This window comes from Pseudomonas sp. PS01300, from assembly GCF_029960155.1.
GTDB classification, from domain to species: Bacteria; Pseudomonadota; Gammaproteobacteria; order Pseudomonadales; family Pseudomonadaceae; genus Aquipseudomonas; species Aquipseudomonas palmensis.
On the sequence record NZ_JASCPN010000007.1, the window covers coordinates 40,363 to 61,227 of the forward strand.

Annotated in this window: 23 protein-coding genes; all 23 read right to left on the reverse strand. The window is 63.3% G+C overall.

What is annotated here, in order from left to right; all coding sequences use genetic code 11:
- Positions 1-23: 23 nt before the first annotated feature.
- The 23 genes from QMX96_RS06180 to QMX96_RS06290 all read right to left on the reverse strand — a co-directional run bounded on the left by QMX96_RS06180 (position 24) and on the right by QMX96_RS06290 (position 20,833).
- A complete protein-coding gene (locus tag QMX96_RS06180; protein WP_282361408.1) occupies positions 24-2,591 on the reverse strand; it encodes a hypothetical protein in 2,568 nt (855 codons plus the stop codon).
- Positions 2,591-4,345, reverse strand: a complete 1,755-nt coding sequence (locus tag QMX96_RS06185; RefSeq protein ID WP_282361409.1) for a hypothetical protein — start codon at positions 4,343-4,345, stop codon at positions 2,591-2,593. The genes QMX96_RS06180 and QMX96_RS06185 overlap by 1 nt, the downstream gene beginning before the upstream one ends.
- Positions 4,342-6,765 carry a hypothetical protein gene (locus QMX96_RS06190; protein WP_282361410.1) on the reverse strand — a complete coding sequence of 808 codons (2,424 nt, stop codon included), beginning with the start codon at positions 6,763-6,765 and terminating at the stop codon, positions 4,342-4,344. Before QMX96_RS06190 ends, QMX96_RS06185 begins: the two co-directional genes overlap by 4 nt.
- 2 nt (positions 6,766-6,767) lie before the next feature.
- Positions 6,768-7,229 (reverse strand): hypothetical protein, encoded by a 462-nt coding sequence (locus tag QMX96_RS06195; RefSeq protein ID WP_253086350.1) that lies wholly within the window; start codon positions 7,227-7,229, stop codon positions 6,768-6,770.
- Positions 7,229-7,693, reverse strand: coding sequence for a hypothetical protein (locus tag QMX96_RS06200; protein ID WP_282361411.1), 465 nt, complete (start codon positions 7,691-7,693; stop codon positions 7,229-7,231). Before QMX96_RS06200 ends, QMX96_RS06195 begins: the two co-directional genes overlap by 1 nt.
- Positions 7,674-9,998, reverse strand: coding sequence for a hypothetical protein (locus tag QMX96_RS06205; protein ID WP_282361412.1), 2,325 nt, complete (start codon positions 9,996-9,998; stop codon positions 7,674-7,676). The genes QMX96_RS06200 and QMX96_RS06205 overlap by 20 nt, the downstream gene beginning before the upstream one ends.
- Positions 9,995-10,630: a hypothetical protein gene (locus tag QMX96_RS06210; RefSeq protein WP_282361413.1), complete on the reverse strand. Its 636-nt coding sequence runs from the start codon at positions 10,628-10,630 to the stop codon at positions 9,995-9,997. Before QMX96_RS06210 ends, QMX96_RS06205 begins: the two co-directional genes overlap by 4 nt.
- A gap of 54 nt (positions 10,631-10,684) precedes the next feature.
- Positions 10,685-11,104 carry a hypothetical protein gene (locus QMX96_RS06215; protein WP_282361414.1) on the reverse strand — a complete coding sequence of 140 codons (420 nt, stop codon included), beginning with the start codon at positions 11,102-11,104 and terminating at the stop codon, positions 10,685-10,687.
- A 9-nt stretch (positions 11,105-11,113) separates the two neighbouring features.
- Entirely contained in the window at positions 11,114-11,560 is a 447-nt protein-coding gene (locus QMX96_RS06220) for a Bbp16 family capsid cement protein (RefSeq protein ID WP_282361415.1), read from the reverse strand.
- A 40-nt stretch (positions 11,561-11,600) separates the two neighbouring features.
- Entirely contained in the window at positions 11,601-12,593 is a 993-nt protein-coding gene (locus tag QMX96_RS06225; protein WP_282361416.1) for a major capsid protein, read from the reverse strand.
- Between the two features lie 23 nt (positions 12,594-12,616).
- Positions 12,617-13,330, reverse strand: a complete 714-nt coding sequence (locus QMX96_RS06230; RefSeq protein ID WP_282361417.1) for a hypothetical protein — start codon at positions 13,328-13,330, stop codon at positions 12,617-12,619.
- Positions 13,327-13,938: a Gp49 family protein gene (locus tag QMX96_RS26950; RefSeq protein WP_349016780.1), complete on the reverse strand. Its 612-nt coding sequence runs from the start codon at positions 13,936-13,938 to the stop codon at positions 13,327-13,329. Before QMX96_RS26950 ends, QMX96_RS06230 begins: the two co-directional genes overlap by 4 nt.
- Positions 13,939-13,940: 2 nt before the next feature.
- Positions 13,941-14,240, reverse strand: a complete 300-nt coding sequence (locus QMX96_RS06240) for a hypothetical protein (RefSeq protein ID WP_282361418.1) — start codon at positions 14,238-14,240, stop codon at positions 13,941-13,943.
- On the reverse strand, positions 14,241-15,935 hold the full coding sequence (locus tag QMX96_RS06245) for a portal protein (protein WP_282361419.1): 1,695 nt from the start codon (positions 15,933-15,935) through the stop codon (positions 14,241-14,243).
- 2 nt (positions 15,936-15,937) lie between these two features.
- Positions 15,938-16,201, reverse strand: coding sequence for a hypothetical protein (locus QMX96_RS06250; protein WP_282361420.1), 264 nt, complete (start codon positions 16,199-16,201; stop codon positions 15,938-15,940).
- A gap of 12 nt (positions 16,202-16,213) precedes the next feature.
- Positions 16,214-17,710, reverse strand: coding sequence for a terminase (locus QMX96_RS06255; protein ID WP_253086339.1), 1,497 nt, complete (start codon positions 17,708-17,710; stop codon positions 16,214-16,216).
- On the reverse strand, positions 17,688-18,230 hold the full coding sequence (locus QMX96_RS06260) for a terminase small subunit (RefSeq protein WP_253086338.1): 543 nt from the start codon (positions 18,228-18,230) through the stop codon (positions 17,688-17,690). Before QMX96_RS06260 ends, QMX96_RS06255 begins: the two co-directional genes overlap by 23 nt.
- A 7-nt stretch (positions 18,231-18,237) precedes the next feature.
- Positions 18,238-18,474 (reverse strand): hypothetical protein, encoded by a 237-nt coding sequence (locus tag QMX96_RS06265; protein WP_282361421.1) that lies wholly within the window; start codon positions 18,472-18,474, stop codon positions 18,238-18,240.
- Positions 18,471-18,926 carry a lysis system i-spanin subunit Rz gene (locus QMX96_RS06270; RefSeq protein ID WP_282361422.1) on the reverse strand — a complete coding sequence of 152 codons (456 nt, stop codon included), beginning with the start codon at positions 18,924-18,926 and terminating at the stop codon, positions 18,471-18,473. Before QMX96_RS06270 ends, QMX96_RS06265 begins: the two co-directional genes overlap by 4 nt.
- A complete protein-coding gene (locus QMX96_RS06275) occupies positions 18,923-19,447 on the reverse strand; it encodes a glycoside hydrolase family protein (protein ID WP_282361423.1) in 525 nt (174 codons plus the stop codon). The genes QMX96_RS06270 and QMX96_RS06275 overlap by 4 nt, the downstream gene beginning before the upstream one ends.
- Positions 19,444-19,689, reverse strand: a complete 246-nt coding sequence (locus QMX96_RS06280; protein WP_282361424.1) for a holin — start codon at positions 19,687-19,689, stop codon at positions 19,444-19,446. The genes QMX96_RS06275 and QMX96_RS06280 overlap by 4 nt, the downstream gene beginning before the upstream one ends.
- Before the next feature lie 176 nt (positions 19,690-19,865).
- A complete protein-coding gene (locus tag QMX96_RS06285; protein WP_282361425.1) occupies positions 19,866-20,207 on the reverse strand; it encodes a hypothetical protein in 342 nt (113 codons plus the stop codon).
- Positions 20,204-20,833 carry a hypothetical protein gene (locus QMX96_RS06290; RefSeq protein WP_282361426.1) on the reverse strand — a complete coding sequence of 210 codons (630 nt, stop codon included), beginning with the start codon at positions 20,831-20,833 and terminating at the stop codon, positions 20,204-20,206. The genes QMX96_RS06285 and QMX96_RS06290 overlap by 4 nt, the downstream gene beginning before the upstream one ends.
- Positions 20,834-20,865 lie beyond the last annotated feature (32 nt).

A 20,865-nucleotide genomic window follows, 5' to 3' on the forward strand; every position in this document is an offset into this window, starting at 1 on the left:
CTCTCTGTGGGGATTTTTGGTTGTTACTTGGCGATACCCAGCGGGTCTTGATAGCTCTGTGATGGCCTGACCAGGAACTCTTGTCCGTTCTCCTGACGGATTCGATCCTCGGTCCTTCGCAGCGACCCCGGGTTCAGTGCTTCCTGCACTGAGAACATGAACAGATGATCCATCGCGATTCTCGCGTAGAAGAGGTTCATGAACGGTGTATTGTTTTGAGCCAGGCGGAGGGCTGACGCTGCAGTGTCGTCACCCTCCTTGGCCCTGGCCCAGAGGTTGATCAGGTCGGCGGCGGTGCCCAGGGCAGGCCCTGCGGCTGACTCGAGCGCCGTGTTGCCGAAGCGGTTGGCCTCACCGAACAGGTAGTCGCCGAAGATGCCCAGTCCGCCGCCCTGCACCATCGCCGCCAGCCAGGTCTTGGGGTCATCGGCCGGACGAGGCTCACGCCCTTTTGTGACGTCCTTCGATGCGGTCGACAGGTAGCCGAAAGCCGTGGTCCACAAGATCAGTTGTGCCAACGCCAGTCGCTCGCCGTTGCCGTTGCGCAGCGCCTGCACCAGGTCTCGCCCGCCACGGAAATCATTGCCCAGGGCAGTCGGGGTATACCCGCGGCCATACAGCTCGCGACCGAGTGTCTTCTGCATGTAGGCGGCCGGGAAGCTCTTGAACTGGGTGATGAAGCGCAGCAGGTCACCCGGGACGGTACCGGGCTGGGTGCCCTGGTTCATGATCGAGCGTGTGCGGGCGTCCGGCTCCAGCACTGCATAGGTCACCCGATCGTTGACGTAGGCGCGCAGACTGCGCTCAAGGTCTTGGCGGGCTTCGCGAATAGCGCCTTCCGACACTGGGCGATTGCGCTCTGCAAGGTACTGGCCTATGCGCTCGTCGCTGATCGCCGCAACCCCGTCTGGGGTCATGTAGTCGCGGCCATCAGCCATACGCATATCCATTTCGCGCAGCAGGTCCCACTTGCCAGCGTCCAGGTCGTACAGGCCCAGAGCGCGTTTGAAGTCAGAATTCAAGGAGCCCCAACCCTTGCCTTTGTTCTGAGCCAAGTTGTGCGCCATCATCAGGCCGGCGCTGGCCTTGTTGGCGTCAGTCCACCAGGACAGACCGTTCAGTCGGAAAAAGTGACTCATGCCGCGGGACATCTTGCCGCCCACCGAGTCGTCGGCGGAGAACCGGCGCATGATCTCCCCGCGCATCGAGTCGGCGAAAACACCGTAGGAGGACAGTATCTGGCGCTGCTCAGCGCTGCCCCTGCCCTTCAGTAGGCCGGCACCCATCTCTGCCAGACTGCCAAGAAAACTCCGCCCCTGATACTTCATCTCGCTGGCGGCCACCGGCAGGTCAGTGAAGCTGGACAGAAGCGCACCGCCGAGCTTCGACAGGGACTGCCATGCCCGGACGTTGGCCGCCACCCGGGCCTGTGTCGCATTACCTGGGATGCGCGTTTGGCCACTGACTTCCTTGAATCGGTTCTCGATTACACCGCGCCGGGCGGTGTTGAAATTGGCAAGAGCCGCAGGGTCGCCAGTCTTCCGCACATCCTCCTTGATCAGGTCCATGGCCATGTTCAAGTTGGCCTCTGGATTGGTGCCGAGGCGGCGCATCATCGCCGTGTTCTGCCCCGATAGATCCAGCCCGCGTAGCACAGCCTCGCGCAGGTTGCCTGTGCCGAAGAGCTGGTTGTACTCATGCCAGGCTACGCCATCCTTGAAGTGCAGGACGCGCTCCTGGCTGATCTTCTTGGCCAGATTGGCCGGCCCTTTGAACCCGTTCGGCTGCTGGCCTGTTGGTGACTTGAGGTGATCGCCGGAGACCAGGCCGTCGTAGACCCCCTTGAGGAATGCCATGGGGTCGCCACCTTCGCGGAAGGTAGCCTGGTCCAAGCGCGGCAGAATCTCTTCAGCCCAGCGCTCGAAGCCAGCTACTCCAATCTTCTCGCTGTCGTGGCTCTGGCGGGCGATGTAGCCAGGCATCTTTCCGATGCTGGCGCCGGCACGGTTGGCATCGATGCGGGCCCCCTCCTGATAGCGTTGGATGATTCGGGCAATCTCGACCACCTGCGGGTTCAGGTCCTTGGTCTCGAGGTCACGGCCAACCCGCCAGAGCGCATCGGCGATGTCTTGGTCGGAGTCTCCCCGGGCAAGCACTGCAGTCAGGTCGGCGCGGTCCAGATCGGCCAGCATTCCGCCAATGTAGGCGTCACCCAGCGCCTTCTGCTCAGCAGCGACCGACAGCCGGGAGCCCTGGCGCGCGAGGTTGGTGCCTACAAGGAACGACTCCACGCCAAGGTCAGGACGATCGGCGAACTGGTCACGGACAAAGGCCACAAGGCGGGCCCGGGCGCGCACGTTGATCAACGCGTTACGCCTCTCGATTATGGCTGCGTGTTCAGCCTGCCTGGCCAACTCATCGGCTGCACGCAGCGCGGCCTGCTCGCTGCCCAGGGCGCCTTCGCGAGCCAGAATCTCCTGGGTTCGCCCGCGCAGCAGCTGGAATATTTCTTGAATCTCGTTCGGCTCCATGTCGCCGGCTGCGGCCCTGACCGCGTCGGCGCATGGGCTGATTCCCGATGGAAGTGCCATCAACCTCTCCCCAGTTCGCATATGGCCGCGGCACGATAGGCCTTGGCGTATTGTTGGGCCTTCGCGACTTCTGCATCTGCCGCTGCCATTTCGTCTCGACCCAGCGCCTCAACCTGGGCGCGTTGATCGGCTGGCAACTGCTCAAGCATCTCTCGCGCCAGCGCTTCGTCCTCGGCTAAGGCCGCCCGCGCGTCTTCAAGATCATCGACCGACTTCGGCTGCACATCGATGCGCCGGCTCTCGACTTGCCCTTCTGGGTCAATGCGGCGGCCCTGCGGACGCTTCAAGTACTCCAGAGCACTGGCTGCCTTGGCGGTATCCTCCAGCTCGAACAGCTTGGCTACATCGATCTCCCGCCCGCTCATAGCCTGGGCCACGGCGGTGCGAAGGGCATTCTCGCGAATGGTCCAATCTGCTCCCTCGGCGGTTTCACGAGCAGTGCGGATGGCTGCGCCCAGCGGGCGCTGCTGGTAGCCCTGCATGATCTGCCTGGCCCTGGCCTGTACCTGCGGCTGTAAACGCTCTGGAACTTGCCCCCGCTCAATCATTCCTGCGTCGCGGCGATCCAGCTCGCCGGCCCGGTTACGCTCCAGCAGGGTGTCGATCTCGCTGGTGCGCGCGCGAATTTGTTCGCGCTCTACCGCTATGGCGTCGCGGGCTGCTCGCTCTGCCTGCTTGCGGGTCAGGCGTTCGCCCTGCAACGCCTTCGCCCGGTCGCGATAGGTTGCGTCAAGGGCCATATCCTGAGCCACAAGACCTACCCGCTCGGCCTTGAGGTCAGCAACATTGCCAACGCGCTCGCCGGTAAGTGCAGGCCTGATTTCGTCCAGCGCCTGCTGCTCGGCCGACCGATACAGCACGGCTCGGTCGGTATCGAGTTGCCTGGCGAGGCCAGAGCGCAGCGCAGCTTCAGGGTCTTCATCGAACAGGCGGGCGAGATCCATGCCCCTACCTGAATCACCCGACCGAGCGGGTGCACCAGCACTCAGGGCGGTATCGACCGGCGTAGCTTCGGTGGCAAGCCGGCGGCGAAGTGCATCACTCACCGCGCCGCCAATGGAGTGCAGGCCACCACCAAGTACCCCACCAAGTGCGATGTTGGCCAGAGAGTCGGAAAGTCCATACTCGGTCTGATCAGCCTGGGCAGCCAGCAGCGGTAGCGGCTCAACTATGGCAGCGCCGACCGAACCCTCCACAGCGCCAACACCACCACGCACTGCTGCCCGCCCCATTGGTGTAGCGGCGCCTGCCAGCAAGCGGGCGTACCGTGCCTCGCCAACAACAGGCACAAAGGCCGAAGCAATGTTGAGCGGATCGAGCAGGGATGCAGCAAGGCTGGCTGTAATCTGGGTTGGCATGTTGCCACCGCCCGCCCTGGCCATGATCTGCTGGCGCGCCAACTGCTCGCGATGCCGCTCGATCAAGACCTCCAGCGCTCCTTGGCGAATGCCCTGGTCGGGGATCTTGATGTCGAGCCCTGCCCCAGCAACCTGCTCGCGCGCCTGCTCGGCGCCCAGCAAGGGCGTCTCAGGCTCAAGCCGGCCGGCATTTGGCGCGAAGTATGATTCCGGGCCCATGACGACGGCGCGACCTTGCTCTTGCTGGTTCAGCTCTTCCAGGCGAAACGCCGACGTGCTGGGGTTGGTGGAGAACGCCTCGTCGAATGCCGCGCCGAACACATCCCCGCTGTTCGCCGGCACGTCCAGTAGCGTGCGCTGGTCAAGCGCCGGGGCATCGCCTGCATAAATAGTCAATTGTTGATCCCCAGGCCGCGCACGCGACCGATCTGCGATGCACTGCTATCCCGCTCTTGCAGCCCCTGCTCTGTCAGTTCATCCCAGGTTCTGGTGATCGGCTTGCCATCCTTGCCGAGCAGGCGATACCCGTTGAGCGTTAGCGATAGACCCGACTCGTCGTTGTTCGGCACCCACTGGCCGCCATCGATCACAGCTTCGCGCAGTTGCTCAAGGTTCACGTCGTCTGGAACGCCACGGATCCCAGGCAGCAGCATCAGGTCGTCAGCGCTGATGCTTTCCAGCGCCTGGCTGGCGCCACGCTTCACTGCGGCGGTATCAAGTGATTTGGGCACCCGGTAGGTGCCGAAGAATTCATACTTGTCGTTCACCATGCCGTTCACCACCCGCTGGGCGGCCTTGTCCGGCGCCATGCCTTGGCGAACGTAGGACAGGGCCGCCTTGTTGGCTGCCTGGTACATGGTGTTGAACGTCTCGATACCACCGACCTGCCCCTGCAGCGACTGCGCGAAGGGCGCCATGCTGGACTGGACTGCGGCCTCGACGTTGGTCGCCACCCCCTTATCCAGGCCCTTTTTCAGCTCAGCCTCACTGAGCGAGGCAACCGACGCCATGCGCTCAGCAACATCTTTCGGCAGGCCGGTGGCGATTACCTGTGCTTCGGGCGGTAGTTTCTTGCCGAGCTGCTGCGCGATCAGCGGAAAGTTTGCCCCCCACTGCGCCTGCTGCTGCTCGATCAGCGTGGCGGCGTTCTCGCCGCCGGCCACCTGGCTATTGAAGCCAGCAGCTATTTGGTCCGCCGCTGCATCCGGGAGAAGCCTTGGAGTCTGGACGCCTAAGCGGCGCTGCTCTGCAATGGTGGCGTCGGCATATGCCTTGTAGGCCTCTGGCGTTCCGGCCTGCTGGGCTGCTGCAAAGGCTTCGCGGACAGGACTGCTGTAGGTCGCAGCGTATGCAGCGGGATCCGCCTGCTGCTGTTTCATGAGGCCGGTGGCAACGGTCGCCAGCCGCCGGTAGAGCTGGTCGTCTTCGGCAAATCCCCTGCCAACCACTGGTCTGTCGTTGGCATATTGCTTTGCCTGGTCCTCATGCAAGGCCTCTGCATAAGCCGTGGCGTTCTCCGGAGTGTCGAACTTGCCCAGGTTTCGACCCGTCTTCAGGTAGGTGTCGATCGCCTCCTGGTCGCTCATGATGCGGCCATCTTCGCTCACGGTGGGCAACAGTACCTCTTGGCCGTCAAAGTTGACCGACATCGAGCGGACCGTACTGATCGAGCCATCGGGGTTCTTCACCTTTGGCCTACTGTTCAGATCGATATTGCCCTGCTCCAGCAGTCCTTCCGCTTTCGGCCCATAGGTTGGCCCCGCCTGCTGCGCAGGTGCTGGATTAAAACGAGCAAGGATCTGCTGGCGCTCTTGCGGCGTTGCGGTGGCGAATTCGCGGATGGCAGGCGCAACTGCCTGAACCTTTGCGAACGACTCATAGGCCTGGCCGCCCTTATCGCCGTATGCCGCGTTGAAGTCGGCACGGCTCGGCGGGTTGTCGAATTCGAACCCCTGAAGGTATGCGGACTGGGCATCCTGAACACGCGACTGCAGCTCTACCCGGGCGATGGCCTGAAGCTGGCGCGCCTCAACTTGGCGCTGCCGGGCTTCTGCTTCCTGACGCCTGAAGCCTTGGTCAATGCCGTTGCTGGCCCGAATCTGATCCTCGGCCGTCATGCCGCCTTTGAATTGCTCGTACAGCCCCTTCGCTTTCTGTGGTGAGTCCACCAGCATGCGCTGTATCACCGACTGGGAAAGGGTGCTGTTCATGCGCTGGCGCTGCGCCTGCAGCTCCTCTGGAGACCAGCCGTTGCGAGCTCCGCGTGCCTGGATGACCGCGTCCATTTTGGCCCGGTTCTGCTCGATGGCCTGCGGGTCGTTGTAGTTCAGCGCTGCACTGTCCAGCGAGAGCTGAATCGATGACTTGTCGACATCATCCTTGTAGGCCTGCTGCTCGCGAAACTCGTAGGTGCCGAGCTTGCCTTCAAGGCTGGTTCGACGCTGCAGCGAAGCTTGGCGGAACATCTGGCGCTGCTGTTCGCTGGCCAGGCCGTCATAGATCGCCTGCTGCTGCTTGTCGAACTCGCCCAGCACAGACTGGCTGATGTTCAAGGCAGCACTGCCTTTGCGGGTAAACGCTCCATTCTCAGGATCGTACAGGGCCTTGTTCTGCCAGGTGCCGAGCTGATTGTCGGCGTTGAGCAGCGCCGTTTGGTTCGCGTCCTGGACCTCGCGCTGGTAGACCTGATCCAGGTCGCCGGCCAAACTCGATAGCCCTCGACCAAGGCCAGACGCATCGGTCGATGCCTGCGCAACGCGCGGGGCGGCAACTGCCTCCGGCCCGACGCGGCGCTGGTAATCTGGAATTCTCGCCATGGTCAGCCCCTGCTGTACATGCTGTAGGCCTGGCCGCCGCCGGTGAGCAGCGAGCCGAAGGCGTTGAGGCGTGACGTGCGTTGATTGGCCTTGGCCTGGCGCATCTCTTCGTTCCCCTGGGTTACCAGACCCATGGCCTGGTTGAAGGCGTTGCGGCGCAACTGGTCCGCATCTTGTCTCGACATGTCGAGCGTGCTCTGCTCTACCCGGCCGGCAGAGCCCTCGCCCACCACAACGCCATTGCCTGCGAAGCCGGCCCGCTGGCTTGCCGCTGTCTGCCGGCCCTGCTCGTTCGTCAGGTCCGCGGCGAAGTCACCTTGGTTGATCACGTCGCCGGCCTGCTCGTTCAGGTACCGCTGCTGGCGCTTGGCGGCCTTCACCGAGTCCTTGCCGGCCTGGATCTGGGAATACGCGCTCAGCAGGCCACCACCTGCTGCTGCGCCAGCACCTGCTGCTGCGCCCATCAGAACCCCCTCAATGTCATTGGATGGAACAACTCGCCGTTGACCCCATAGGGCACGGCCTCATGCATGTGGAAACCGAGCCAGCGCAGCCAGCGCAAGGCCTTGGTGTAGCGAGCATCGGTGTAGTTGATCAGCACCTGGTGGCGCTGGCGCATGGCGGCAACCTCGCGGTCGCACTCGATGAGGAATGCCCGGCGGTGCTGGTCAATTGCGCTGGTGCTGATGAGCCACGGCACACCGATGCGTTCGTCGTACTTGATGTCGCCGAACATCGCCACGACCCTGCCGTCGACGACATAAGCCCGGGGGGTGATGCTGCTGGCCACAGAATCGCGAAGCTCGGCCTCGACGCTCAGCCCGCGCAGGCTTTCGAACTCAAGCCGGTCTTCCGGCCGAACGGCCGCAAGTACTTCGGCGATCAGCCGGTCATCAACCGGCAACATTTCAGCCGCCGGACTGGACATTCGGAATGACCCCCAGGATGGTCAGCGGCAGCGGGTCGGATTGGCGAATCAACAGGCGCCCGTATGAGTCCCACTGACACTGCACATCCATTTCGGCCCGACCGGTCAGCAGTTCGATGGGCTCGCCGTAGTTCTCGCCTGCGCGTTGCTTGAACTCGTCCAAGTGGTCGGCGTCAGGGCCGGCAAAGATGCCCCGGCTTTCCTGGCACAGGACCACAACCTGGTTGATTTTCTTCTTCGCCCCGAGGAATGCCTGGTTGTTCTGCAGGGTGATGTCCAGGGTTTCGAAGTCGGCGGTGATCGGAAGGCCTACGTGGACGACCAGCGTTGGACCATCGAGCGAAATCGAACCACCGGTTACGACCGCCTGCGGAATCACGTTGCCATCACCCAGGGCGCTCACCTTCTTGCCCTCCAGGTGATCCAACCCCGACACGGTCGTCACGGCCAGACCCCAGCGGGTTGCGGACTTGCCACGCAGCGACTGAGGTACCACAGTCTGCGGCTCGACAGTAACGACCGTGGGTGATGTGTAGCCGATGATCTTGACTGTCAGCAGGTCGCCGATTGACGTTTCGGTACCCGCGCCGTACATGATCACACTACGTCCAACCATGCCGGCCTCGAACGTCGACCCGCCCACAGTGAGGGTCAGTGGGCTCGGGTATTTCCAGTCGGTGCCACCGGTAAGCACCGCGGTGCCGGTGCGACGCCCGTCGTACGTCAGGCCGCAATCGACGAAGAAAGCACGATCAAACCAGTAGTCGCCACTCCCCCACTTGGTCAGCTGCCGGGTGGCCATCCGCTCGATGTAGCGCTTCGTCACGCCGTTGATCGTGCGCCTAACTACCAGGTAGAGCGCATCTTCGTCACCTTCCGGGACGCTGGCGACAGACTCGACCTGGCCATCGGTGTCGTGCCAGCTCCAGCCATAAACCTCCTGATCAGGCAGGAAGGTAAAGCCCACCAGCATGCCGTCGTTCCTCGCCATCCACAGCACGCCGTTGGGCGCCAGAGCAAAGGCTTGGTCTTGGATGGTGAAGCCGCGCAGCAGGTGCGACGACAGCACACTCACGTCCTGGGGCTGGAAACCATCCGACACGTAGTTGTAGGCCAGGGTCGACAGCTTCCCGCCACGGGCCTGGATGTACAGCGCGGTATTTGCGTAGATGGCTGGCAGAACCTCGCTGCAGCCGAAGTAGCTCTGCTCGACGGCGGAGACATTCGCCGGCGTGACCCCTGAATCGCTGGAACCGGTGATCGTGATCTCTGCACCAGAGGTCAATGCCAGCAGCTCGCGTAGCGACACCAGGTGACGGATCTGGTTGACCTGCCGGCTGGCAATGACGAACTCGATGCCGTCATCATCCTTGTTCGGGTCGGAGTAGCCGAAGTTGTGGAAGTCACCAGTGCGGGACATCCAGACCGTCTGCGGGTTGGCCCGGCTCGCGGCAAAGGTCATCCGCTGCTGGTAGTAGCCGACGACAGATGGATTATTGCCGCCGGCGAATGGGTTGTAGCCAATGGGCACCGTGTTGTCGGTGGCTGGCGTGATGTTGATGTCGTTGAAGGTTGTGCCGGCCGATTGGCCAACGAACCCGAACACCCCAGACGACTTGTTCTTGTAGACGTTGTAGTGATCGGCGCCAGCTACTGCCGCCCACGAAAGGGTGGCGCCAGGTTTGTTGTCCCAGCTGTTTACAGTGGCCGTGTTGCTCGCCCAGGACTCAACCGAGCCTGCCGCGATACCGCTGACTGCCGTCACCTTGTACTGGTAGGACGTGGTGTCCTCAGTTCCGCCAGCACGGGGCGCTGCGGTGAGGCCTGTTGGTGCAGCAATTGCTGGCTCGAACTTGATCGTGGTCAAAGTCCAGGACGTGGGTGCCAGGCGCGCCAGCTCGCGTGGCGCGTGGTCCGGGTGAACGATCGTCAGCACGTCAGCCGACTGTGTGAACTTCAATCCCGGCAACTGGGCGGTGGTGTACGGGGTGGCAATTTCGTATGGAACTGCCCCGTTCACAACCTGGCCACCATTGCTGATGAAGCGTATGTACAGGTTGCCGAACTCAAGGATATAGGTCTGCTCGGTCGAAAACTGGAAGGGGATCAGCCGCGTGCGGGCGTTGCTGGATTTCACTTCAGTGATGTAGCGGGTGCCAGCGCGGTTCTGCGCGCCGCCTTCTGGCAGCACAACGAAGTTCCTGCAGGTCTTGAGCGCCGTGTAATACCGACCCAGGTCGACCCGGGCATAGGTGGCCGGGGAAATCTCGCCGGCGGCGAATGAGGGCTGAATGACTTCGGTCATGCTCCGCGCCCCGTGATGAATGAGGATTCACCCTGATACTGCGTCACGCCCTCATTGAGCGCGGCGGCAGCAGCCATGCGGACCTCGTCCAGGTATTCGGCTTTGCACGCCTGGACGATCGATGCCTCTTTTGCGAGAGGCCCTGCGATCTGGCTGGCCAGGTACCAGGCCAGGGCCGAAACGAAGATCGGGTCGAACATTTCCGGCGACTCAACCTTCAGGGTGTACTCGAGGGTTGCCGGCGACACGCTGGTGCTGATCAGGCGCTGACTGGCGCCGTTGATGATACGGAACGGGATGCGCTGGACCTGCGGTGCATTACAGTCCAGGCCGGCGGGCCATGCGCCATGCGGCCAGCCTGGGTTCACAATTCGGCGAACGCGCATGCAGTCGGTAGGAACGGCATACGCATGGCTGTATTCGGGGCTCGGGTTGTCGACGACTTCGGCCAATTGAACAAAGGCTGTGGCAAACCCCCAGTCGCAGTCGGCGCGCAGCACGTAGTCGCGACTGCTCTCGTAGAACTGCTTGCAGATGCGGGCGGGCGTGCTGTTTTCCTCCAGGTCATCGATGCGGATGCTGTTGCCGATGCGGAAGATCGCCATGTTGCAGATGTCGATTACCGAGGACATGAATCTGGCTCCATGAAAAAGGGCCCCGAAGGGCCCTTGGTGGGGGATGTCGAATCAGGCGTCCGGGCCGTCGTCGTCATCGTCTGGGTTGCCGCCATCGTCGACAGCAGCCCCGCCGTTGCTGGTGGTGGAATCGGGCTTCACATACGGCTCACCACCAGCAGTCAGGCGATCAGCTTCTGCCTGGGCTTCTTCCTTGCTGGCCCCGACGAAGTCCCCCACCTTCTTGCCGTCGGCATCGATGACGATGTGGCGGCCGCCACCGTTGTGCTTGGTGGTGAAGGCAGGCTGTGGTGCGCCGCCGTTGCTGGTGGTGGAATCGGGCTTGGTCACGCTGGATGGCTTCCAGCCCTGCGGTTCCATCCACTTACCCAGGTGCTTCTCGCTGGTGAGGTGGAACGGCTCGCCGCCGGCCTCTGGCGGGTCTTGGATCTTTCCGCCGTAGTAGCCGCGTTCGATTGCGATAACTTTCATGGTCGCTCCTTACGCGATGGTGAAGCCGCTGGCGTAGGTGGCAGTGTCCTGGACATCCTTGACCAGGCCAGCCCAGAACGTGCCAGCAGTGAGTGGTCCAGTACCAACGGTGTAGTTGACACGGAGGTAGCGGCGGACACCGCGCGGCACAGCCACAGCCACAGGGCGCTTGCCGGCAGCAAGGTCAGCCAGAGCGGTAGAGCCAGAGTCAAACAGCGTGACCCAACTGGAATTGTCGTCGCTGGTCTGCAGCTGGAAGTTCACGGTGGCAGCGCCAGCAGCGGCGGCCGCAACCAGAACAGCGATGACCAGATACAGCGGCTCGCCGGCGCCGATATCGCGGCGGGTGTTGCCGTGGGTCAGCGGTCCCAGGTCCAGCACGTCGGTCGATGCCGCCGTCGCGGTGACTGCCTGGCCAGCCAGCCCGCTGAACATGTTCAGCTTGTCGGTGATCATGGGGTTTCTCCAATCTTGGATTTGGGTAGAAAAACGCCGGTCAGATGACCGGCGCCTCGGTGTTGAGCAGCGCGTCGCAAGTACGGAACGGCACGCCACGCAGGCTGGTGATCCACTCGCCGTCGTACTCCTGGATCTTGAGCCGCACGTTGTTTTTGTTCATCGCCTGGATGTCGAGGCACTCGGCAATGGTGCGGTTCATGTAGAACGCGGCGCGACCCATGCGCAGGTTCGGGATGCGGTGCACCGCGCGCACCATCGCCTCGATCAGCTTCACGGTGCTGCCGTTGGTGTCTGCCACCAAGTCGCTGATGTCGATGTTGCAAATGCGGACGGCGTAGCGCCAGTCGCGCAGGGCAGCACCGGTTTCCCACTTGTAGTGATCGCGGTAGGCGCGGAAGAACTTGCCGGTGCCATCGTCGACGAGCTCCACGCCCATGTCGTTGTGGTCGAGACCGGCCTGCGAACCCTTCGGGAAGATCCCATGCACGGTCTGATCGCCCCAGACCACGAGCCACACCGAGGTGTTGTCGGAGCCCGAGCCGCCCATCTTGATGATGTTCTGCCCGTTCTTCGCAGTGCTGTCACTGTACCGCGGCGCCAGGCCCAGGGGCTTGGCCGGCTCCAGTGCACTGTTGGAGTAGAACAGGGCGGTTACCATGTCCTGGTTCATGCCCTCGATGAACGCGGCGTTCTCTGACAGCCGGAAGGCTGCGGTGTTGCCATTGAGCGCTGCCAGCTTTTCGTCGACAACGCCGAGGTTTTCCAGCAGCGCACAGGTTTCATCGACCTGCACGGTGGTGGATTTGCCACGGGCGATACCGGCGTTCAGCGCGCGCCAGGTGCCGGATGGCAGACCTGTACGCATGGTGGTGCGGTGGCCGGTCGCCAGGTTGCCCTCAAGCCACAGCATGTCGGTGAGGATTTCGTTGGTCTGGTTCAGCATCTCGATGATGCGCGCCGGCTTGCTGTCCGGATCCTGGCGCTTGGCCCAGTCGGCCAGCGTCAGCGCATTGTTGGCGATAACGGCCATGGTTTACGTACTCCTTGGGGTGATCAGGGTTTGCCTGGGCCGTAGAAGACTTCGGCATTTGATTTGCGGGACGAGTTGCCGGAACCGCTATGCAGCTGGCCCTCGGCCAACTGCTGGCCGATCCGGTGGAAGAGCCTTACAACTTCGGGGTGGGAGCCCAGGCCGGACTCCTTGAGCATGGTGCTCAGCTCGGGCGTGCCGAACTGGGCCAGGGCCTTCTGGGCCACACCGACGTTTGCGTCGAAGTTGGCACCGCCGAAGTCCGCGTCATCACGCAGGGACTTCTCCCAGCCGGTGACCAGACCCTGGCGCTGTTGCAGGCCGGCCTGCCCGGCAGCCAGTGCGCGCTGCGCGTCGAAGGCAACCAGCTTGTTGGCCTGTTCCTGGGTCAGGTTCAGTTCCTTCAGCAGCGGGGTTACCTCGGCCAACTGCTCGGCGCTGAGTTCGTAGCCTTCGGGCAGCTCGGCGAAGGTGTAGGCCTCAGGCACAACAGGCTTTTGCGCCTGATCGCCCTCGCCTTCAGTCTTCTGGCCCTGCTGCTGGCCTTCCGGCGCCTTCTGGCCCTGCTCGGCCTGCTGTTGCTGCTGGCCCTGCTGTGCAGCAGGAGCACCGCCGAGGATGTTGCTCTGTGGCTCGCCAGTGGCCTGGGTGGTAGCTGCGCCGCCAGCATCAGCACCATCGGCGCCGGCTTCGTTCATGAGGAAGTGGCCGAGACGGCCGTGGATGAAGAGGTTCATGCTTCACCCCCGAAAGCCGCGATACGGTCGGCAAGCACGCCGTGGTACTCACTCATGGCCCCGCGCTGCACGGTCATACGCTCTTGCTCGGCAGCCGGGAGCGACTTGAACAGGTCGGTTTCAAGGAAGCCATTCAACTTGGTCAGCTTGTCCCCCAGATCGACGTACTCAACCAGGACACGCTGTTGATGCGGTGGGTAGTGGGATAGATCGCCCGCCAGTGGATGTGGCGCCGCAGCCGCAGCCAGTTTGCTGCGCAGCTCGTAGCCCATCAGCGGCCAGACTTTGGCGATCGCGTTCTCGCGGGCAATTCGGCGGCCGATCTCTGGGTCGAAGTTCTCGGGGCTGGCACAGGCGCTCTCACCGGTGACGGTGAAGCCGTTGCGCAGCGTCAGCACGCAGAAGGTCAACAGGCCCAGCGTCTTCGGCAGCTCATCACGGGCTGTCGGGTGAATCTCTCGCCCATCGTTTACGTAGTAGCCAGTGATGCCGTCGAATGCCGTGAAATACAGCTCGCTCAAGATGTTGGCCTTGATGTCATCAGGCTTGATACGCGGAGCATTGAGGCCCTTGGCCTGGATCTGTTGCTCAATTGCTTTGTCGTTCATGGTCATTCCTCGCTATTGACCGTGGTGTTCTCCTGCACCATCACCAGGTACAGGTGCGGGCACAGGGTGTTGATGCGGTCCAGCAGCCACAGGCCGTGCTGGCGCTTTCCTTCGTTGAAGGCCAGGTTCTGGGGGTGCGGGTCGTAGATCTGGTGAAACAGGCGCGCCGTCTCAAGCTGGCGCCAAACCATCCGGCGGCCTCGCGAATCAGCCATCAGCCACTTGAAGTCCTGCGCGTTCTGGAAATCCTTCAGGTGCTGCTCGTCCTCCCGCTGCTGCAGGATCTCGGCGTCTTCGAGCATTTAGGCCCCCAGCATCTGCCCCAGGACGTTGTCCGGGGTGACTTCGGTTTCGGATAGGAGCTTGGCGCCCTGGATGGCTTGGCCCATGGCCTGCTGCACCTGCTCGGCCTGCTGCTGGCGCGCACGCTGCTCGCGGATGGCCGCGACCTGATCGGCGCCACGGACAACGGTCGGCACCACGCCGATGGCGTCGGCGTATTCCTCGACGAGCTGGTCCGAGTCGACCTTGTCCAGGACCTCGGGAAATGCACCCGAGAGGTTGCCGGCCAGGGTCGCAAAGCGCTCCAGCCCCAGCACGTTCTGCGACTTCTGGGCTTGGGCCAGAATCGATACGTACACCGCCTGAATCTCGCTGTTCGCGTTGATCAGCTCTTCGGGCGGTGGCGGCAGCAATGGGTCGCCATCGATGATGCCGGCCCAGATCGGGACCGACTGACGCAGCATGATGTTGAAGGTCCGGTCGATCAGCGGGTCAAGTAGGTCATCGTTGATGCGCTCCAACACCGGGCCGAGCATCAGCATCTTCTCTTCCTTGCGCGCCGCGATCTCGGTAGCGGTGCGCACGGTGTCTAGCTGGCTGACCATCAGGAACAGATCGACGAAGAAAGCCTCGTTGATGCGCGCCTCATGCTCCTTGATCTTGCTCTGGATCGGTGCCAGCCAGGCCGCATTCGGCTGGTAGATCGGTGCCATCTGGTTGTGGCCGCCAACCATTGGCACGTACGTCACGCCGCCTGGGATGGTGCTGCTGGGCTGGCCCTTGAGCTCTGCGGGAGCCTGTAGGGGTGGGTTCGCCCCAGTCTCGGTCATGCGTGCGGCCTGGCGCTCGTACAGCTGCAGGGCCTTCACGTCGCCCAAGCAAATGCGGCCAGGGCCGGTACCGTAGGCATCACCAGGCAGCAAGTCCCAGCGAAACGCCATGGCCGGGAATTCGTGATAGCCGCGGTGCTCGAGCACCTGGTCACCGGGCGCACCAACTTCCCAGGTGAGCGCGCTGAACGGCAAGCTGCGGCCGTCTGCGCGGTCTGGGTTCGCGTTCATGTTGAGCTCAACCCGCTGGGCGCAGCTGATGAACTGGTCGCCGCTGCCTGCATCCAGCATTGACTGTGCTGTGGGGCTCAGCGACGCACTGCCGAACTTCTCGGCAAGCTGGTTCACGGTCCACTTGAATTCGCGGTAGATCGCGTTGCAGCGGCCGTCTGCGCCGTTCGCCAGGTAGTACTCGCCCCAGGTGAACGCCTCGCAACGAATCACGGTGTCCGGACTTTCATCAACCCAGATGCAGCCGGTGCCGAATGTGGCGCCTTCCTGGTAGCAGGTCGGAAGCACCTGGTACAGGTTCGAGCGCAGAAACACGTCGCGCATGCGCTGGGTGCACTCGTAGAACCACGACTTGACTGGGCCAAACTCCATGATGGTTCGCGCCACGGGCGCAAGGTTGAACCAGGGGCGGGCCGGAGACGTGATACCGCTCATCATCCCCGACGCCGTGGTGCGGCTGGCCATGGTCGCCCGGTTGTTGATGATCTTGTTGTTGCGCCGGTCGCCGCGGTTGGTGTCGTCGGACATCACCCGGGAGCGCATGGGCAGGATGAAGTCGGAGATTTCCTTGGCGTTCACATCCCAGGACGACCGCTCATTCTTCAGCGCCAACAGCCGCTTCTCGGCCAGCTTGCGTGGGCTGTCGGTGGCCATGGTTATTGCCCCAGCAAGGTCTTGGTGGTGCTCGGCGCTGCTGCCGCGCTTGCACCGCCCAAGATGGTGGACGAGATGCCAGCAGCCTTGGCACGCCGGCGCTTGTCTGCGGCCAGGCCCTCAGCATCTGCGGTGGACACATCGTTGGTGTCGACCTGATCAGCAGTGGTGTCGTTGCTTTTCGGCGTGCTGAATGAGTCGCCGAGCACAGCGTCGCTCAGCCCGAGCGTTGCAACGCTGGCCGCTTTCTTGACTGCTCCGCCCATGGGGGGAAATCCTCAGTTGTTGAATGGGTCGTAGTCGGACACGTGGCTGCTGCCACCCCGACCGGCCTGGTACTGGCTCTTCATCACCGGCATGGTGAAGGTCAGGGCCAGCGCGTCTCCGTCGTCTGGACTGATGCCCAGGCGCTTCTTGATGTCTTTCTTCTTCTCCAGCGCGATCTGGTCCGACGCGTTGTGGTCGTACTCGGGGCTGGTGAGTTCGGTTTCGAGTTCGGTGTCGCTCTCGATGGCCAGGCCTGCCTTGATAGCCTCACGCATGCGCCACCAGATGTAGGTCCGCATGTTCGCGTAGTGCCGGTCGGGCGCCTGGCTGGCGAAGTTCACGTCGATGATCATCACGCCGGGCAGCAGGCGCCGAAGCTGGTCGGCGACCGGGCCGCCCACCCCGGTGGAGTCGACGAACACCGCATCAGGCCGGTGCTCGACCACCAGGGTGCAGACCTTGGCAATGAACGGTGTGGTGTCGCGCGTCTCGCTGCCGGGGATCTTGATCGGCTTGATGCTCTTGGCATCCATGCCGCGCCGGAACCGGATGACGTTGTTGTCCATGCCGCCGCGGGCAATGTCGATGCCGCAGACCAGGGCGTCGTCCATGCCGAACACGCCTTCGCGCCGCATGGCCTCGGCCACCCAGTCGGTTGGGATCAGCTGCAAGTCGGAAGCCCTCGGGAACATGCCACGAACGCGGATACGGACGAAATCGCTGTCTTCGCCGTAGTCGGCGATCCACTTGGCGATCTGCGTCTTGTTGGTGCCGTCGACAGTGCGGCTGTCGACCTGGCGGTGCCGCCAGCGGTGCTTGAACTTGGTGAAGCACTCGCGGAATCGGCCGCTGTTACGGGTCGGGTTGCCGAAGGCAGCCCAGATGATTTCTGTGTCGGCGTCGGTCAGCGCGCCTTCTGCCACTTCCCACACCAGGTCGGCGATGGCCGATGCCTCGTCGAAGATCAGCAGGATGCGCTTTCCTTCGTTGTGTAGGCCGGCGAAGGCCTCGGTATTGGTGTCGGACCAAGGCACCGCGTCGATGCGCCAGTTCTTTTCGTGGCCCGGGTCGGTGCTGATCAGCGCGGTGCCGGTCAGCTTGAACCAGTGGGCGGTGATCGAAAGGCGGTTCCACTTGGCCACCTCTGGCCAGGTCTTGGTGCGCAGCTGGCTTTCGGTGTTGGCCGTGACCACCCCACGGGTGTCGACCTCGGTGTCGAGCGCCCACTTGATGATCCAGGACACCAGCGCAGACTTGCCGATACCGTGGCCGCTGGCCACAGCTTCGCGAATTACCTCGCCGCGATCTCTGGCGCCGGCACGCAACTGCTCACCGATCGAATCCAGCACCTCGCGCTGCCACTTTCGGGGGCCGGTCTTGTTGGCCAGCTCTGTGCCTTCCTCTCCCCACGGAAACGCATACAGGACATAGCCCAGCGGGTCGTCAGTGAAACTGGCGATGTCGTCCGCCAGCTCCTGCTCGTAGTCAATCTCGGCTGGAGCGGTCACGGGCACGCGCCTTGGCCTTGGCCATTCGGTCGGCGAGCCCGGTCACGTTCACCTCAACCTGCTCCTTGAAGGCGTTCACGTTGACGTGCTTGCCCAGCAGTTCCAGGTTGCGGACCTTGTCGGGCCACTTGATCTTCTTGAGGATGCCGACCATGTCCCGCTCCTTGCCCTGGCCCTCGAACATTTCCGCCAGGTCGAAGCCGACCAGGTACTGGCGCCAGGCCTTGGGCCACTGCTTGAGCGGCTTGAGGGACAGGTCGTCCTCCAGAATGTCGATCACGTCGAGCTGGTCGATCTCGACGAGCCGCTGCAGCACGTAGTCGGCATCTACCTTCAGGCGCTTGCTGCGGTCGCCCATGGCCTGCTCTATGGCTGCCTTGACTGCTGGCCGCTTCATCAGCTGGTAGGCCTGCTCACGGGCCCTTGCTGGGGCATACCCGGCCCTGATGGCCGCTTGCGTTGCGTTCAGGTCGACCAGGTACTCGACGACGAAACGCTGCTGCTTTGCGGTCAGGGCCATCAGTGGATTACTCGCCGGTTGCGGCCGGGGGTACAACCTCGCCGCTGTTGGTGCTGGCAGTGCCGGCAGTAGGTGCCTGCTCAGCGGCGACAGCCGTCTGCCGCATCCACTCGAACTTCGGGAAGATGGCCGCCGCGCGACCTGCTGACAGGTACAGGGTCAAACCAAACGAGTCGTGCACATGCGTCACGGCCTCAATGCTGTGCAACACGCCATCCGCTGTTTTCACTTCGTAATTGGTCATTGGGCAGTTCCTATGCAAGCCGTGCGGACATAGTCCTGCAAGGCGTTCAGTTGGCGGATGGCGTCGTCGCCGTCGTTGGCGATTCGGACAATTCGTTCAGCAGCCGCTGGGTCAAGTTCGGCTCGCGCTTCTGCATGGCCCACGCCGGCGGCGGTGGCAGATCCAGTGGCGGTGCAACTGGTGGCGAGGACTGACAGCCGGCGCTGGCCAGCAGCGACATCAGCACGAAGGCTGGCATTGGTCTGGTTCGCACGTTCGCGCTCCTGGGTGTGCTGGGTGTCGAGGTCGGCCAGCAGCTTGATGGTGTTGCGGCGGGACTCGGCCGCGCGCTGCAGGGTGTCGATGTCCTGGGCCTGCCGATCGAGCTGGCCAGCCTGGTGCTGGATCTTCTGCCAGCCGCCGTACATGAGCAGGCCGCAGGCGACCAGGGCGGCTATCAGGTAGCGGGTCATTGCTGAGCCGCCATGCACTTGGCGTGTCGGTCGAGCTGGCGCTGCCAGACGCCCCAGCAGCGTTTGTTGGGCTGGCCGTTGACCTTGGTGCTGCAGTCGTAGCCGGCGGCGAACCGGTACTTGAGCAGGTCGTGGCAGGCCTGGGCGTAGTTGCCGGCCAGCAGGTCACGGCGGGGCGAGCCTGCGCGCCAGGTGCCCATGCCGTACTGGCCGACGAAGTCCATGTACAGGTCGAACTCGTCCTGGTGCAGCTTGACGCCCGGCAGGCTGGCGGCGAATGCCTTCTCGTCCTGGGTCAGCAGGTTCCGGGCCAGCACCTCGGCGCGCTGGCGGGTGATCGTGTCACCCATGCGGACCCTGGTGCCGTCCTCGTAGCGGGTGCTGCCGTGACCGATGGTGGGCACGTCACCCTTGGTGGGGATGACCGCCACGTCGGTGAACCCCTCGCTGGCCTTCCAGGTGCCGAAACCGGCAGCACTGACAGCCAGCAGGCCAACAGCAATGCGCTGACGGGCACTCATCGCTCGCACTGCTCACGCAGGGCTTGGAGCCGGGCGGCGCTCTCGGCTGACTCGCGACGGTCCTTACGGATCTGGAACCACGTGTTGACCAGGAAGCCCAGGGCGGCCAGCGCCACACCGATGATCCCGATCCAGTTCACCTGGGACAGCCAGCCGGCCAGGCCCGCTGACGCCCCCACGAGCATGCCTTTGTTCGCCACCGAGGCGCCGACTGCTTCAACGATGCCTTCCGGTTTCGACATGCTGCTACTCCTGCTGGCTGGGGCTTTCATAGGGCCTCCAGAAACGACAAACCCCGCTCGATGGCGGGGTCTGGTGTGAATTCGTGGGCAACAAAAAACCCGCTCTAGGCGGGTTTATGGGTTCGGTGCGCAACTTCGCAACGTGGGGAAATCATGCCGAAACCCGCACATCGCTGTCAAGACATGTGGTGACCGATGTCTGCGGCCAGTTCGGTGATGGCCATGCAGATGGCCTGGGCAACCTGTTCTGGGTCGGTATCGCCCAGCGGGTTATACGGGTAACTGGCCTGTAGCACTCGTGCTGTGGTGCCCACGCGGCAGGTGATCTTGCCGCTGTTGATCTGCATGCCGTGCACCGCAACCAGCCACATGGCGTCGCTGCCGTCCTGGTGCGGCGCCCAAGGCACCCAGGCTCTGGAGTCGCCGAACTCCTTGTACCGGCCGGCTTGGCCGTTCTGGTACACCAGATCGATGTTGGCCGACTTCGCGGCTAGTCTCAGCAGTTCATCCAATGTCACGCGGCTTCCCTCTCCTCGCTCAGCACGCGCCCGACTGGGCGCAAGCACATGCCGTCGATGATACCAGCCTGATCGAACATGAGCTGCACCAGCCAACCCCACTGCCGGGCCCAGTTGCGGCTGTCTAGCTCGACGCCGTGCTTATCGGCCAGCCAAGCGCGGAACACCCACGGGTCGCTCATCGGGTCAGGGTTGGCGCCCATGCCGCCCTGCACCATGTGCCGATACCGGGTGAGCACGCCACGGGCCACGTACCACTCCCGGCTGCCGAAGTCGCACAGGCGCTTCTGCCCGCGTCGCTCCAGCTCCAGTTCCACAGCACCCGCCAGCAGGGCAACGGCCGCCTCTTCCCAGTTGTTCGAAGTCGGCGTGTCCACCACCGGGGCGTACAGGTGATGCCCGAACACCTGGTACATCGGCGGCAGACTGGAAATCGCGTGCTGCACACGGCCGGCCAGTGCCATGTGAGCGGTCTTGCCCAGGTTCTCCCACCGCTCGGGCCGTGTTTCGTTGGCCACAAAGCCCCGCATGGCCAGCTTCGCCCCCTCCAGGCCGTGGTGCATGACGCTGTCCCAGGGCGTGTAGAACGCGTCGTGCCATGCGAGCCTTGCACTGAAAAGCTTCATACCGCCCCCTTGCGTAGTTCTGCGTAGATCGT

What these genes read in the sequence shown, in the direction of transcription:
- QMX96_RS06180 (WP_282361408.1), bottom strand. Translation starts at nt 2,591, where the DNA reads ATGGCACTTCCATCGGGAATCAGCCCATGCGCCGACGCGGTCAGGGCC.
- QMX96_RS06190 (WP_282361410.1), bottom strand. Translation starts at nt 6,765, where the DNA reads ATGGCGAGAATTCCAGATTACCAGCGCCGCGTCGGGCCGGAGGCAGTT.
- QMX96_RS06195 (WP_253086350.1), bottom strand. Translation starts at nt 7,229, where the DNA reads ATGGGCGCAGCAGCAGGTGCTGGCGCAGCAGCAGGTGGTGGCCTGCTG.
- QMX96_RS06200 (WP_282361411.1), bottom strand. Translation starts at nt 7,693, where the DNA reads ATGTCCAGTCCGGCGGCTGAAATGTTGCCGGTTGATGACCGGCTGATC.
- QMX96_RS06205 (WP_282361412.1), bottom strand. Translation starts at nt 9,998, where the DNA reads ATGACCGAAGTCATTCAGCCCTCATTCGCCGCCGGCGAGATTTCCCCG.
- QMX96_RS06210 (WP_282361413.1), bottom strand. Translation starts at nt 10,630, where the DNA reads ATGTCCTCGGTAATCGACATCTGCAACATGGCGATCTTCCGCATCGGC.
- QMX96_RS06215 (WP_282361414.1), bottom strand. Translation starts at nt 11,104, where the DNA reads ATGAAAGTTATCGCAATCGAACGCGGCTACTACGGCGGAAAGATCCAA.
- QMX96_RS06220 (WP_282361415.1), bottom strand. Translation starts at nt 11,560, where the DNA reads ATGATCACCGACAAGCTGAACATGTTCAGCGGGCTGGCTGGCCAGGCA.
- QMX96_RS06225 (WP_282361416.1), bottom strand. Translation starts at nt 12,593, where the DNA reads ATGGCCGTTATCGCCAACAATGCGCTGACGCTGGCCGACTGGGCCAAG.
- QMX96_RS06230 (WP_282361417.1), bottom strand. Translation starts at nt 13,330, where the DNA reads ATGAACCTCTTCATCCACGGCCGTCTCGGCCACTTCCTCATGAACGAA.
- QMX96_RS26950 (WP_349016780.1), bottom strand. Translation starts at nt 13,938, where the DNA reads ATGAACGACAAAGCAATTGAGCAACAGATCCAGGCCAAGGGCCTCAAT.
- QMX96_RS06240 (WP_282361418.1), bottom strand. Translation starts at nt 14,240, where the DNA reads ATGCTCGAAGACGCCGAGATCCTGCAGCAGCGGGAGGACGAGCAGCAC.
- QMX96_RS06245 (WP_282361419.1), bottom strand. Translation starts at nt 15,935, where the DNA reads ATGGCCACCGACAGCCCACGCAAGCTGGCCGAGAAGCGGCTGTTGGCG.
- QMX96_RS06250 (WP_282361420.1), bottom strand. Translation starts at nt 16,201, where the DNA reads ATGGGCGGAGCAGTCAAGAAAGCGGCCAGCGTTGCAACGCTCGGGCTG.
- QMX96_RS06260 (WP_253086338.1), bottom strand. Translation starts at nt 18,230, where the DNA reads ATGGCCCTGACCGCAAAGCAGCAGCGTTTCGTCGTCGAGTACCTGGTC.
- QMX96_RS06265 (WP_282361421.1), bottom strand. Translation starts at nt 18,474, where the DNA reads ATGACCAATTACGAAGTGAAAACAGCGGATGGCGTGTTGCACAGCATT.
- QMX96_RS06270 (WP_282361422.1), bottom strand. Translation starts at nt 18,926, where the DNA reads ATGACCCGCTACCTGATAGCCGCCCTGGTCGCCTGCGGCCTGCTCATG.
- QMX96_RS06275 (WP_282361423.1), bottom strand. Translation starts at nt 19,447, where the DNA reads ATGAGTGCCCGTCAGCGCATTGCTGTTGGCCTGCTGGCTGTCAGTGCT.
- QMX96_RS06280 (WP_282361424.1), bottom strand. Translation starts at nt 19,689, where the DNA reads ATGTCGAAACCGGAAGGCATCGTTGAAGCAGTCGGCGCCTCGGTGGCG.
- QMX96_RS06290 (WP_282361426.1), bottom strand. Translation starts at nt 20,833, where the DNA reads ATGAAGCTTTTCAGTGCAAGGCTCGCATGGCACGACGCGTTCTACACG.